The sequence below is a fragment of the Aliiroseovarius crassostreae genome, assembly GCF_025137635.1.
Taxonomy (GTDB): Bacteria; Pseudomonadota; Alphaproteobacteria; order Rhodobacterales; family Rhodobacteraceae; genus Aliiroseovarius; species Aliiroseovarius crassostreae.
In genome coordinates this window covers 314,840-327,737 of record NZ_CP080772.1, presented here as the reverse complement: position 1 = coordinate 327,737, position 12,898 = coordinate 314,840, and the positions used below count along the sequence as shown (strand labels likewise).

Annotated in this window: 17 protein-coding genes; 10 read left to right on the top strand and 7 right to left on the bottom strand. The window is 60.7% G+C overall.

Annotated features, from left to right (window positions below; all coding sequences use genetic code 11):
* Positions 1–130 precede the first annotated feature (130 nt).
* Complete coding sequence (locus K3J57_RS01620) at positions 131–586, top strand: hypothetical protein (RefSeq protein WP_055188032.1); 456 nt, start codon at positions 131–133, stop codon at positions 584–586.
* 37 nt (positions 587–623) lie between these two features.
* Here K3J57_RS01620 and K3J57_RS01615 read toward each other — a convergent pair whose 3' ends face one another.
* Genes K3J57_RS01615 through K3J57_RS01605 form a run of 3 tightly spaced genes read right to left on the bottom strand, consistent with a single transcriptional unit; the run spans position 624 to position 1,645 of the window.
* Positions 624–986, bottom strand: coding sequence for a diacylglycerol kinase (locus tag K3J57_RS01615; protein WP_259796799.1), 363 nt, complete (start codon positions 984–986; stop codon positions 624–626).
* Positions 986–1,339, bottom strand: coding sequence for a YigZ family protein (locus K3J57_RS01610; protein ID WP_055188976.1), 354 nt, complete (start codon positions 1,337–1,339; stop codon positions 986–988). The genes K3J57_RS01615 and K3J57_RS01610 overlap by 1 nt, the downstream gene beginning before the upstream one ends.
* A gap of 48 nt (positions 1,340–1,387) precedes the next feature.
* Complete coding sequence (locus K3J57_RS01605) at positions 1,388–1,645, bottom strand: DUF6455 family protein (protein WP_055188030.1); 258 nt, start codon at positions 1,643–1,645, stop codon at positions 1,388–1,390.
* A gap of 168 nt (positions 1,646–1,813) precedes the next feature.
* Between K3J57_RS01605 and K3J57_RS01600 the strand changes: the two genes are divergently transcribed.
* A complete protein-coding gene (locus K3J57_RS01600) occupies positions 1,814–2,068 on the top strand; it encodes a DUF8831 family protein (protein WP_055188028.1) in 255 nt (84 codons plus the stop codon).
* Between the two features lie 89 nt (positions 2,069–2,157).
* Here the strand turns inward: K3J57_RS01600 and K3J57_RS01595 are convergent, their stop codons facing one another.
* Genes K3J57_RS01595 through ubiA form a run of 3 tightly spaced genes read right to left on the bottom strand, consistent with a single transcriptional unit; the run spans position 2,158 to position 5,739 of the window.
* On the bottom strand, positions 2,158–2,487 hold the full coding sequence (locus tag K3J57_RS01595; protein WP_055188026.1) for a hypothetical protein: 330 nt from the start codon (positions 2,485–2,487) through the stop codon (positions 2,158–2,160).
* Between the two features lie 18 nt (positions 2,488–2,505).
* Complete coding sequence (locus K3J57_RS01590; protein WP_259796798.1) at positions 2,506–4,737, bottom strand: OmpA family protein; 2,232 nt, start codon at positions 4,735–4,737, stop codon at positions 2,506–2,508.
* A gap of 36 nt (positions 4,738–4,773) precedes the next feature.
* Positions 4,774–5,739, bottom strand: a complete 966-nt coding sequence (gene ubiA / locus K3J57_RS01585) for a 4-hydroxybenzoate octaprenyltransferase (protein ID WP_259773902.1) — start codon at positions 5,737–5,739, stop codon at positions 4,774–4,776.
* Positions 5,740–5,750: 11 nt separating this feature from the next.
* Between ubiA and K3J57_RS01580 the strand changes: the two genes are divergently transcribed.
* From K3J57_RS01580 to K3J57_RS01560, 5 genes are all read left to right on the top strand, one after another.
* Positions 5,751–6,470 (top strand): 16S rRNA (uracil(1498)-N(3))-methyltransferase, encoded by a 720-nt coding sequence (locus tag K3J57_RS01580; protein ID WP_259796796.1) that lies wholly within the window; start codon positions 5,751–5,753, stop codon positions 6,468–6,470.
* On the top strand, positions 6,467–7,384 hold the full coding sequence (locus K3J57_RS01575) for a hypothetical protein (RefSeq protein WP_259796793.1): 918 nt from the start codon (positions 6,467–6,469) through the stop codon (positions 7,382–7,384). Before K3J57_RS01580 ends, K3J57_RS01575 begins: the two co-directional genes overlap by 4 nt.
* A complete protein-coding gene (locus tag K3J57_RS01570; RefSeq protein ID WP_259796790.1) occupies positions 7,381–8,235 on the top strand; it encodes a GNAT family N-acetyltransferase in 855 nt (284 codons plus the stop codon). The genes K3J57_RS01575 and K3J57_RS01570 overlap by 4 nt, the downstream gene beginning before the upstream one ends.
* Entirely contained in the window at positions 8,232–8,762 is a 531-nt protein-coding gene (locus K3J57_RS01565) for a hypothetical protein (protein ID WP_259778596.1), read from the top strand. The genes K3J57_RS01570 and K3J57_RS01565 overlap by 4 nt, the downstream gene beginning before the upstream one ends.
* Before the next feature lie 86 nt (positions 8,763–8,848).
* Complete coding sequence (locus tag K3J57_RS01560) at positions 8,849–10,219, top strand: glutamate--cysteine ligase (protein WP_259796789.1); 1,371 nt, start codon at positions 8,849–8,851, stop codon at positions 10,217–10,219.
* Between the two features lie 125 nt (positions 10,220–10,344).
* On the opposite strand, the gene K3J57_RS01555 is transcribed toward K3J57_RS01560, so the two are convergent.
* Positions 10,345–11,139, bottom strand: a complete 795-nt coding sequence (locus tag K3J57_RS01555; protein ID WP_259796788.1) for a 2-dehydro-3-deoxygalactonokinase — start codon at positions 11,137–11,139, stop codon at positions 10,345–10,347.
* Positions 11,140–11,496: 357 nt separating this feature from the next.
* Here K3J57_RS01555 and rpmH point away from each other — a divergent pair, with 357 nt between their 5' ends.
* The 3 genes from rpmH (at position 11,497) to yidD (ending at position 12,462) form a co-directional block, all read left to right on the top strand.
* Complete coding sequence (gene rpmH, locus K3J57_RS01550; protein WP_048599009.1) at positions 11,497–11,631, top strand: 50S ribosomal protein L34; 135 nt, start codon at positions 11,497–11,499, stop codon at positions 11,629–11,631.
* A 104-nt stretch (positions 11,632–11,735) separates the two neighbouring features.
* On the top strand, positions 11,736–12,128 hold the full coding sequence (rnpA, locus tag K3J57_RS01545) for a ribonuclease P protein component (RefSeq protein WP_259796787.1): 393 nt from the start codon (positions 11,736–11,738) through the stop codon (positions 12,126–12,128).
* Between the two features lie 79 nt (positions 12,129–12,207).
* Positions 12,208–12,462, top strand: a complete 255-nt coding sequence (gene yidD / locus K3J57_RS01540; protein WP_259776519.1) for a membrane protein insertion efficiency factor YidD — start codon at positions 12,208–12,210, stop codon at positions 12,460–12,462.
* Positions 12,463–12,898: the final 436 nt, after the last annotated feature.

Genomic DNA, 12,898 nt, shown 5'->3' with positions numbered 1-12,898 from the left:
GCGCACCAAAACCATTTACCCTTCACTCTACAACTTCATAAAAGCCATTCCCTTGGCGCCAGAATAATGGGAAAAGGGAGGTGGAATTCCCCGTGGCCCGTGTATTGGGCCACAGCATGAGGTTAAAAGCATGGCAAGCATTGGCAGCTACTTGAAGAAACACACCGAAGCATTGGTGAAAGATGTTGGCTTGGAAGCCGCATGCGAACTGACCGGCAAATCCAAGGCCACTTTGGGGCGCTATTATTCCGACAGTGACGAACATAGCGATCGCTTCATGCCAATTGATGCAGTGGCGTCTTTGGAAGAAGCGTCGAAATACCCGCATGTGACCGGGGCATTGGCCGAATTGAAGGGGATCACCCTGTCTTATGACGCCGAGCGGAAGAACCGTCCCTCGGGCGGTGTGAATGCGGATGTTATTGCGCTTTCTCAAAGGTTTGCAATGCTGATGGCAGAGTATCAGCAATCCATAGAGGACGGTGTGATCACCATAAACGAGGCCAAACGTCTGCTGCGCGAAACCCTCGCCTTGCAACATGTGCTTCTGGATATGAAGCTGCATCTGGAAGAAGAAGCGGGCTGAGTCTTTTGCGCTGAAAACCCGGATTTGGCGCGGGGCGTCAGCCCAGCAGGATCACCAACCAGGCAATCCCAACCGCAATTGCCGTCAAACCAACAAAGGCACTGGCGGCATCTTTGGCCCGACCGGCAAGCTCGTGATGGTCTTGCGTGACCAGATCCACGGCGCGTTCAATCGCCGTATTGATCAGTTCAGCTGCAATCACCAGAAAGCCAAGCGAGAGAATCAGCGCGCGTTCCGCCGTGCTGAGATCCAGCACGAATGCCAGTCCCGCGGACAGGATCCAGGCATAAACCCATTGGCGCACGGATTTTTCGTTGCGCCAACCGTCACACCATCCCTGCCATGACCAACGGCAACGATCCCAAAAGCGGGCCAGTTCCATTTGCACCCGTGCCCACATCAGCCATCCCGCCTTTCCAGATAGTGCTCCACCGCATCCTGCACCCGGCGAAACCTGTCTCCGCCCAGCTTGACGCCGCCATACCAGCGCGTCACCACGATGATGTGATCGCTTAACCCGGCGCGCTCCAGCATGCGCACGATCACCATGCCCGCGCCGCTTTCGCCATCATCCCCCTTCTGCGGGCCATCCTCAAGGATAGCCCCCCAGGTGTTATGGGTTGCCTTGGCGAATTTTTTGTTTTTGGTCAGTTGCTTGAGGAAATCTCGCACGTCATCGCGCGTTGTGACGGGCCCACCCGTCACCGCATATTTCGATCCCCGATCCGTGAGAAATCCGGTAAATTGCTGCATCTTCATCCGCGCCATGGGACAAACTATAATCCCGGTCTGCGGAGGGGGCTAGCCCAGCCGTTTGAAAAGCCCGCGGTTCTGACAGATTTCCGGGGAAGAATGGGATCCCCCTTCATGATTGTCGAGCCACAACTGGCACCCTTCCGGGTCCGAACATTGCATGCAGCGATGCACCGCGTCATCCAGCCCGGTAAAGCTGATCCGCCCGGCTTCGAGTTCTTCGGTCAGGTTCAACCCCTGGGTTGCGGCCATCCGCTCGACCAGGTCGGCGTGATAGGCAAAGCCTTGTCTGATTGTATCCTTCATAGGTCTATCCTCCGCCCCCAAGTGTGCCGGGGCGCCCCACATCCCACCTTGACCTCGGTCAAACAGGGGGTTGGCGCACAGCAATGGCCGTAAGAGTTGTCAGTGTTGTGGGCGGGTCGGAACAAACAGGTGTTTCAAATTCATCCCGAAACGCTTTAGGCTGGGATCATGTTTACAATCGAGCATGAATTTGACGCCACGGTCGTCACCCTCGTTGATGAAGGCGAAACACCCCTGAAGGAAGATGTCACCATTACGGCCTTTGCCAGCTGTGTGACCGTCGAACAATGGGATCCGCGCACGGACGAGGTGCAGAAAATCACCCTGTCGATGACGCAGATCACCGATCTGGTCGCAGCACTGGATCTGCCGGAAGGGATCTACCGCACTGTGCGCCCCGGCGACGAGATCGACGAAAGCTGAGACCGTCCCCCCGTGCACCTGATGCATGCGGGTCAGTGCGGCCGGTCGGTGCAGCCGGTCGAGAAGACGCCCTGCCCGGCTGTGGGGGCTCAGGCCTCGCCCTGAATGCGGTCGATATAGGCGCGAAGTTCTTCGGCCTCTTGCCGCGCATCCCGCAGGCCATCCATCGCAGCGCGCAGTTCGGCCTCGGTCTGCTGGTGTTGATTGGTCAGTTCCGCCTCGCGGCTCTGCAAATAGGTGATGGCCTGATCGCGGGTTTCTTCCGCCTCATGCAATTGCTGCGCCATACGGTCAATTTCCCCCATCTCGTTGCCGGTGACCTTGGCAAAACGATGGATGATCCAATGGGCAAACCATCCAAGTGCAAATGCGGCAAAGAGGATAATCGCGGTGACGATGATAAATTCGGTGCGGTTCATCCGCAGGCTCCTTGTGGCTTATTGCGACGCGGCATCCGCGGGGTCGACTGTGTCGGGGCGCGGAGCGGGACGGGGATCTTCTGTTCCCGGTGTTTGAACCAGAGTGGCGGGGCCGGCGAAATCGCTGGCGGCGGGGGCGGTTTGCTGATCCTCGGCCTGCCCGGCATCGGAGCGGTCCTGGACCTCTGCCTCATCAGGCTGCGCGTCTGTTTCCGCGGCAGGATCGGACGGATCTGTATCCTCGGTGCTGGCCTCTCCCGAACCCGTCGGGGTGGCGTCATCCGGGCTAGACGGGACAGCCGGGGCAGCCTCATCGGTGGGCGCAGCTTCTGATGTGGGGGTGTCCGGGTCCGCCACGGCTTCGGAGCTTTCGGCACCCGCCTCATCTGAGGGCAGATCCAGCAGGTGGAACTCGATCCGACGGTTCGCCTCACGCCCCTCTTCGGTGCCATTATCCGCGATCGGATCGTCTTCGCCATACCCTTTGGCGGACAGGTTTGACGTCAGCACCCGCCGCCCCAGCAGCGCGGTCAGAACGGCCTGAGCGCGGCTTTGCGACAACGCCCGGTTCATTTCTTCACGCCCCTGGCTGTCGGTATACCCAGCGATTTCCATCCGCACATCCTCACAGCCGCGCAGCTGTTCGGCGATCTTGTCCAGCGTATCCCCGGCGGAGGCTTCGATATTGGCGGACCCCGGCGCGAAACTGATCTTGCTGTCCGTCAGGAAGCCGTTGATGGCCGCCACGCATTCCTGCGGGCTGGGCAGACCCAGTTGCGGGTCGAGTTTCTCCTGATAGGTCACATTGATCTGATAGTTCTGCGACGCCCCCAGCTTTTCGGCCAGAATACGCGAGATTGTGGCGCTGGCTTCCGGGTCCCCGGTATTGCCACGCACATCCACCACGTCCGGCTGCACCACAACCGACCCATTGGCGAGGTGCCCCAGCACCTCCAGCCCGGCCAGAACACGGATGGGCCAACCTTCCGGCAGGTCCGGGTCAAGCCGGGTGGCTTCATAAACCCGTGTCACACCAAAGGCGGCCTTGGCATAGCTTTCAGCGGCGGCACGTTGCAGGTCATCGGTCATGCGCCCGCGCAATTGCACCAGCCCTTCGGGGCTGAGGGTGGCCACAAACTCGGGCGGGCCGTCTTCGCCGTCTCCCGAACCGTCAATCTTGACAATTTCCGGCAGGATCGAATGCAGGGAATAGAGCTGGGGAAGATCGGCCTCAAGCTCTCCCACCACCCGGTCAAACACCGCCTGTTTGGTGCCCGCGGGGGCCACGAGGGTCACATCCGCATCCGAGAAAGTTACCGAACCGCCGCCAAACTTGCTGACGGCCTGGATGCCCGCATTGACGGCATCCGACCAGTCAGGAGACGGCACCCCAAGACCAATTGTACAGTCAATCGCCCCTTCAATCCCCGCCTGCGCGGCCGCGGCGGCAATCTTGGCGCGCCCGATCTGATCATGGGCCGAACAGGCGTCAAAGCGCGGGGTCCCCTCTTCGATCAGGAAGCGCAGGGTAAAGGGGGTGATCACCGGGCGTGGTGCCGAAATATCCATTAACAGCAACAGGTTGCGCGGGGCTTCACGTTTGAGCTCACGTTCCCACCCGGCCTTCTGCTTTGCACTGTCTGACACGGCGGTGATCGAGACACGTTTGGCATCCATCGAGATCTTGGCACGCGGCAGCGTTTCAAGCGCGGTCACGGCAAAGTCCAGCACCTCATCCCAGTTTGCGGGGGTGGTATAATCGGCGGTCCCCATAAGGTCGGTGACATGGGTGCGTCCGGCAATAGCCTTGATACGCTCTTTCAGCCGGTCCCGGTCGGAACTGGCCGGGATCAGGCCGATCAGGGAAATACCCGCATCATTGCGCAGGATCTCCAGGGAAAAGCGCGGCGGGGCGATATCTTCGGTGGCGGCGACCTGCATATTGTCGATCACCCGCCCGCTGTCGATCACCGTGCCGGCGGCCGAAACGGCGCGAAGGCGGGTCACCTCGTCCGGGGCAATGCCGGACACCACAACCTCAAGGCCATCCGCCTCAACCTCAGCCCACTCAAACCCCTGCAACAGGAATTCGTCCCGCACCCCTTCGGCAGACAGGGTTTCAATGGTCGACACAGCCACCCGTGCGCCGACAAGTGACAGCAGGGCGGCAGCGGCAAACAGGCCGGGGGCCAAAAACGAGGGGGCAAGGCGCATTATCCGGTTCCGGGTCCAATGGAAGAGGTCAATCACTGCAATCGTCTTAGGCGACCGCCGCCGGTGGTGCAATCACAGCAGCGCAGAAATGGCAAGAAACAGCACAGGAATCAGGCCGGTATCGCGGTTTGAGCGAAAAAGTCGCAGGCAGGTTTCGGTATCATCGATATCAAGCATCCGCATTTGCCATGCCATATGCCACCCCATCGCCCAGGCCCCGCCCAGCGCCACCACCAGCGACAGGGCGTTGCGTTCCCCCAATGCCTGCACCATGGCCAGCGCCATCATCACGATGGTGAGGATCATGAAAAACATCAACCATTTGCGGGTTTTCTCCCCAAACAGGCGCGCGGTGGATTTCACCCCGATCAGCGCGTCATCTTCCTTGTCCTGATGGGCATAGATCGTGTCGTAAAAAAGGGTCCAGCTGATCCCGGCGAGATAAAGCGCAACCGCAGGCCATTCGAGGCTGCCGCGATGCGCCACCCAGGCCAGAAGCGCGCCCCAGTTGAAGGCAATGCCCAGAAAGGCCTGCGGCCACCAGGTAAACCGTTTGGCAAAGGGATAGACCAGCACCGGGATCACCGCGACAAACCCCATGACAATGGCCGCCATATTGAAGGTCAGCAGGATCCCCAGCGAAATCAGCGCCTGCAATCCCATCCAGATCACCGCCCCGCGCACGCTCACCTGTCCCGAGGGGATCGGGCGGCTGCGGGTGCGCTCGACCGCGGCATCAAACTTGCGGTCGGTGATATCATTCCAGGTGCAGCCCGCCCCGCGCATCAGGAAAGAACCAATGGCGCAGCCCAGCGCAATCCACAGATCATGGGGTCCAAACTGGCCTGAATGCCCAATGGCCAGCAACAGCCCCCACCAGCAGGGGATCAGCAAAAGCCAGGTGCCAATCGGCCGGTCCGCACGGGACAGGCGCAGATAAGGGCGCGACCAGGCGGGGGCCAGATGATCCACCCAATTGCCCGTATAAGCGTCCGCCACCTGGCCGGTTTGCTCTGGAAGTTCGTCACGTTGGGTCATAGGGTTCGCTCATGAAACAGGCAAAAGTTCGACTCTTTGTAGAGCAGCCTCTGGGCAAGGGGCAAACCGTTTTGATGGATCGCGATCAGGCGAACTATCTTTTCAACGTCATGCGCATGGGCGCGGGCGATCTGGTCGCCCTGTTCAACGGGCGGGATGGCGAGTTTACCGCCGAAGTGGTCGAGGCGGGGAAGCGCAAAGGCGTGCTGCTGTGCCTGCACCAGACAAAACCCTTGCAGCTGCCACCGGACCTCTGGCTGTGCTTTGCGCCGATCAAAAAGGCGCGCACCGATTTCATCGTGGAAAAAGCTGCTGAAATGGGGGCTGCGGTGATCCAGCCGATGCAAACCGCCTTTACCAATTCAGAACGCATTCGCCGCGATCGGTTGCAGGCCCATGCGGTGGAAGCGGCTGAACAATGCGGCGGCACCTATGTGCCCGAAGTGCGCGAACTGGAGCGGCTGGACAAGCTGCTGGCCGGCTGGCCCGAGGGGCGCCAGATCATGTTCTGTGACGAAGCCCTGGTGGGCGCCAAAGAGGTGCTGGGCCAGGTGGGTGGCGACAAATGGGCCATTTTCATTGGCCCCGAAGGCGGGTTTTCCGAGGCCGAGCGCAGCAAGCTGCGCACGATGGGGCACGCGGTCAGCCTTGGCCCCCGCATCCTGCGCGCCGACACCGCTGCCGTGGCCGCACTGACCATCTGGCAGCAACATCTGGGGGATTGGGGGTGAGCCCCCCGGCGGACACATCTGCCCCGGCCCGCATTTTCGGCATCCTCGCCCGCGCGGCCCCGGTGGCGGTTCTGTTTCGGCGCGGCCCCTCACGACATGTGCAGATGCTGTGCTGGGATCTCGAGACGGACAAGGTGACGCCGGGCCAGTGGCTGAAACACCGCGTGTATGAACGGCGCGGGGATCTGTCCCCGGACGGGCGGCATCTGATCTATTTTGCCGCCCCGCACAAACCACCCCTCGACAGTTACACCGCGATCAGCCGCCCGCCGTATTTCACCGCGCTGGCCTTGCTGCCGCATGGCGGGGCATGGAACGGGGGCGGCGTATTCCTCGACAACCAGCGATACTGGGTGGATCAGAGCGGGCCATGTATACCGCAAGCGGATCAGCATTATCCCGGCTGCACGCTTTCACGGGTGATGCAGCCGCCCGCCCATCTTGTGCCTTCAATGGGCGAAGATGCGGTGCTTTATCTGCCGCGGATTCAGCGTGACGGCTGGACGCTTGACACACAGGACACCACCGGATCGGGCTGGCTGCGCACAGAGACATGGCACCTGTCCCGGCCGGTCATCACGGGCTGGACCCTGCACAAACGCTTTACCGCGTCTTTGACCGACAAAGGCCCGCAGGGACAGATTTACTGGGAAACCCACCGGCTGGAAGGGCCGGACGGGGGGCAGGATTTGCACGATGGCTGGGCCGAGGTGCATCGGGGAGAGGTGCTGTTTGCAAAAGATGGCAGCCTGTTTCGCCATGCACCCGAAGAAACGCCCCGCCTGATTGCCCATCTCACGCCCAACAGGTTCGAACCGGTCAGCGCACCTTATGAGGGGATTATCCGTCCCACATCCGCTGACCCGAAAAAAGACATGTCCCCCTGGCATCCTCTCAAGGACGACAAGACATGATCCGCCCGGCCCGCCCCGGTGACGAAGCCGCCATGATGCAGTTCCTGTCACGCCACGCCGAAACCACCATGTTCATGCGGGCAGGGTTGGCACGCTTTGGGTTGAGCGGCTCACAGCACCCCCATGCGGCAAAGTTCTGGGTTGAAGATAAAGACGGCAAGATCAGTGGCGTGTTCTCCCGCTCCAACGCAGGTTTCCTCAATGCCTGCGGGGAAGGGGCGATGTTCTGGCAAGGGTTTCATGATGCGATGCAGGGCCAGCAGGTGGCCGGTCTGAACGGTGCCGCGACACTGGTCGATGGTATGCGGGCGGTGCTCGGCCTAGACGACGCGGCGTATGACCTGAACCGGGTTGAACCGCTTTATCGCCTGTCGCTGGATCAGCTGCGCGATCCGGGGCCTGCCGAAATCCGCAAACCGGAACAACAGGATACCGCCCTGCTGACCCAATGGTTTCGGGCCTATCACATCGAGGCACTTGGCGCGGCAGATGACGCAACACTGACAAAGGTGATTGCCGATCGGGTAGACGCCACCATCAGCTCTGGCCATGTGCGTCTGTTGATCCGGGATGATCAGCCCACCGCCATGACCGCCTTCAACGCACACTTGCCCGAAATGGTGCAGATCGGTGGGGTCTACACCCCCCCAAATGCACGTGGAAAGGGGCTTGCACGCCGGGTGGTTGCCGCCCATTTGAAAGAGGCACGCACAGCCGGGGTCCAGACCGCCATCCTTTTCGCCAGCGGCGAGGCCGCCTGCCGCGCCTATGAAGCCATCGGGTTTGAACGGATCGGGGACTACACACTCGCCATTCTGTCGACCCCCGTCACGATCGGAGACCGCACATGATCCGTCCCGAAGCCCGCGCCCGGATCCATCGCTTTCGCGAAGCCATTATCGGCGGCGGGGTGGCTGCCCTTGGCCTGTGGTGGGCCATCGGCTCGTTGGGGCTTTTGAAATGGATGGGCGTCGCACTCGCCCTCATTGGCGCAGCCGTGGCCTGGCAGGGGGTGCAGCGCGCGCGCATTCGGGCGGGGACCGGCGGGGTTGGCGTGGTGCAGATCGACGAGCGGCAGGTGATTTATCTGGCGCCGGTCGGCGGAGGGTTTGCCTCACTTGATCTGATCCACGAAATCAGCATAGCGCGGGACATGGCAGGGCTGCCGGTCTGGCGCTTTCGCACCGGGATGGAGCTTTTGACCATTCCGGTATCTGCCGAAGGATCGGAACAGCTGTTTGACGCCATGGCCGTGCTGCCGGATATCGACATTTCCGCCGCCATCCGGGCCGTCAACACCGCCATTGATGCGCGCAACGCAACGGCCAGCTCTGACAGAGTCGTGATCTGGTCGCGCAAGGTCGTCCCGCTGCATTGACCCAAAGGGGCATTCGGACGGATTGACACCGCCCCGCGTTTCCCCCACCTAATGCGGGTCCGAGATACGCGCGAGGAGTGCCCTTCATGTCCATCCCCCAATCCGGCGGCGGCCCGATCACCGACCATAAGCAGCTGGCCCAGTTTCTGGAAGACGGCTGCAAACCGCGCGAGGCGTGGAAGATCGGCACCGAGCATGAGAAGTTCGGCTATTGTCAGGACAGTTTCAAACCGCTGCCTTACGCGGGCGACCGGTCGATCCTGCATATGCTGGAAGGGCTGCGCGATGAGTTCGGTTGGGAAGAGGTGCGCGAAAGCGGCAACCTGATTGGCCTGAAACGGGCCGGGGCCAATATCTCGCTGGAACCCGGCGGGCAGTTTGAACTGTCCGGTGCGCCGCTCGAAACCATCCACCAGACCTGCGACGAGGTGAATGAGCACCTGCGCGAAGTGCATCAGATTGCGGATAAAATCGGTGCGCGCTTCATCGGTCTGGGGGCGGCCCCGGAATGGACCCACGATCAGATGCCGGTGATGCCGAAAGGGCGCTACAAGCTGATGACCGACTATATGGACACGGTCGGCACCCATGGAAAACAGATGATGTATCGCACCTGCACCGTGCAGGTGAACCTCGATTTCGCGTCAGAGGCCGACATGGTGCAAAAGTTCCGCGTGGGTCTGGCGTTGCAGCCGGTGGCCACCGCACTGTTTGCCAATTCGCCGTTCTTCGAAGGCAAACCGAACGGGCACAAAAGCTGGCGCTCGCGGATCTGGCGCGATCTGGATGCGTCGCGCACCGGGATGCTGCCCTTTGTGTTTGAAGAGGGGATGGGGTTTGAGCGCTATGTGCAATATGCGCTCGATGTGCCGATGTATTTTGTCTATCGCGACGGGCAATATATCAATGCTTTGGGCATGTCGTTCCGCGATTTCATGCAAGGAAAACTGCCTGCCCTGCCGGGTGAAACCCCGACGCTCTCCGACTGGGCCGACCACCTGACCACCGCCTTTCCCGAAGTGCGGATCAAGCAATATATGGAAATGCGCGGTGCCGATGGTGGCCCGTGGCGTCGTATCTGTGCCCTGCCCGCCTATTGGGTGGGTCTGATGTATTGTCAGGACAGTCTGGATGCAGCCTGGGATCTGGCCAAGGACTGGGATGCGGAGACCCGCGAAGCCCTGCGCGTGGCGGCCTCTGTCGATGGGCTGCAAGGTGAGGCAAACGGCGTGAAGATCATTGATCTGGCCCGCGAAACCGTCGAGATCGCCAAACAGGGGCTTAAAAACCGGGCCCGTCCGGGGATCGGGGGCATGGTGCCGGATGAACGCCACTTCCTCAACGCGCTGCAAGACAGTGTGGAAGAGGGAAAAACGCCTGCGGATGAGTTGTTGGAGCATTACCACGGCGACTGGAAAGGTGACTTGAAACGGATCTACGCCGAATACAGCTATTGATCCCACCAAACTGGACAGTCAGCCGGGTTGGAAAGCCAGCCAGATCGAAACCTCAGAAGGGCCGCGCCTCAAAAGCGCGGTCCTTTCTTTTCTGTGGCATTTAAAACGTTTCGGTTTTACGGCCTTCAGGCGGGTTCCGTGGCATAGGGGCGCAGCCCTTTCAACGCCAGATCTGCCCCCAGATAGGTGTCACAGGCCACCCCCTGTGCCGACAATGCCTTTTCATAGACATTGGTCGAGCGGGCATTGCCGATCAGCGCCACCCGCTGCCCCAGCCAGTAAGGGCGCATCGCGGCAAGTTCGGCCCCCACCAGGGCGCCGGTCAGCTGGGACGCGGCCTCAGCCTCCGACACCAACCCAAGGGTTCTGGCGGCCTCAAGGCTCGCAATCTTGCTGGCAAGTTTCTGCGGGCGGGCGATGATATCAGACAGCGTGTGCTCAAATCCCTCGCCAACACTTGGCGTGACCCCAAGCAGCCCCGCCAGCCGCACCGTCGCGGCGGCCTGAAAGCTGACAATCTCTTCGGCGCTGATCTGTGCCCAGACCGTCTGTTCGCCAATCAGGCAGGCCACCCCGTCGAATTTGGGATCCTGCGCCAATAGCCCGGCCAGCCGCACCACCTCATAGCCGATCAGCCCGGCAGGGTTTTCCTGTTTGACCGCTGGGGCAAGATAAAGACGCGGATCCACATGCGGCACATGACGGGGGGCGGCCAGGGCACATGGCACGCTGAGCGGAGCCCCGGCCCGCACACCGGTGGCCAGAATGCGGGTATGTGGTTGCAATGACACCGTATGTTCAATCTCGGGCACAAGGGATTCCAGCGTCACCCCGGCATCCAGAGTGCGGCGAATCTCATCCCCACCATTGGGCCACATTCGCAGAATGCGCCCCTTCACCTCGACAGCAATCCATTCCATTTTACTTCCCCCAAAGGCGTTGTCCGGCAAGATCTAAGGCAAGATCGAGGTCATTTTATAACACGATTTTTCCCCCTTCACCCCCGAAACCACCCCAGTTTAACACAAATGGCGGGAATATGCCTTGCCTGCAAAGACCCGGCATGGCATTCCCCCTACGCCCGCAGGTGGAACAGGGCAGATGAGAGAGGTCAATTTGCTGCCCTTTCCCATTTGACTTACTTTGAAATGCCGCCTATAGACCGGGCTTCGAATAGACACTTGCCCGAATCCGTAGCAAGAGATCGTCGACTGCTTGATCTGAGTGATCAGAGCGCGGGGACGAGAGACGGAACCGGGCCCAAACGGAGACGGGCGATGAAACGCACCTATCAACCCTCGAACCTGGTTCGCAAACGCCGTCACGGCTTCCGCTCGCGCATGGCCACCAAAGCTGGCCGCAAAATCCTGAACGCGCGTCGTGCGCGTGGCCGGAAGTCGCTGAGCGCGTAAGCTTTGACCGCAGATCACCGGATTTCCGTGACTGCGCCGGACAAGATGAGATGCAGACCGCCGAGGCCCATGCCTGCGGCGGTTTTTGCACGTGAGGGGATGACATGCTGACCACATTGACCCAAAGGCGCGATTTTCTATCCGCGGCCCGTGCGCGTCGTGCGCCCCAGCCGGCCTTTCTGCTGCAGGCCCGGCGCCGGCGGGACGACGAACCGGCTGGCGAAGGCCCACGCATTGGCTATACATGCTCGAAGAAAGTCGGCAATGCCGTGGCCCGCAACCGCGCCAAGCGGCGCCTGCGTGCCATTGCCCGCGAGGTGCTGCCCACCCATGGCAAGCCGGGCTGGGACTATGTGCTTATCGGCCGCAAGGACGCCACCGCCACCCGCCCCTATAATGACCTGATGGAAGACCTGATTCGCGCGTTGAAAGAGGTCCACACCCCGCGCGCGCCCCGCCCGAAGCCAAAACCAAAACCGAAAAAACTAGAAAACTAGAAAACTAGAAAACTAGAAAACTAGAAAACTAGAAAACTAGAAAACTAGAAAACTAGAATCCAACCCAGAGGCCCCGTCAATGACCCCGCTTGCCCATCTTGCCGCCCTGCCCATCCGGGCCTACCGGCTGATCTTCTCCCCCTGGGTCGGGTTCAATTGCCGCTATCAACCCACCTGTTCGGCCTATGCGCTTGAAGCCCTGGAAAAGCACGGCGCCATCAGGGGCAGTTGGCTGGCTGCCAAACGCATCGCCCGCTGCAATCCCTGGGGGTCCTGCGGCTACGACCCCGTCCCCCATGGGCGCCACGACTCGTCCGGATGTGATCACTCTTGATCCGGCCTAAAGCGTTTCGGTTTTGCCCTGTGTCAGGTTAAAACCGAAACGCTTTAAGTGCCCTTTCCGCCACAGGTTGAGTATTCTTCGCAAGCAAGCTTGTTTGAGGTCCCTCTTGCGCTAAAACGGCCTCACCCGAAACAGCAAACAAGAAGGAGGGGCTACATGACCAATATCAACGCATCGACCCTCCGAGCCGCCGATTGTGCCGCCTTTGCCGCACATCCAAAAGGCTTTGCCGCGGGCTTCTGGACCGTCTTCGCGTCGTAAACGCGACCGCACGACGAACCACCATTTCCGGTATTTGAACATCAGGCCCCCACACGGGTGTCTTCTCTCAAAACCGGTTGTCTCTAACATTTTGTGATCACAGACCAATCCCTGCGCCTGCGCTCAGCCGATTGCACTCTCTGTCACAAATTTTCCTACCCAACCG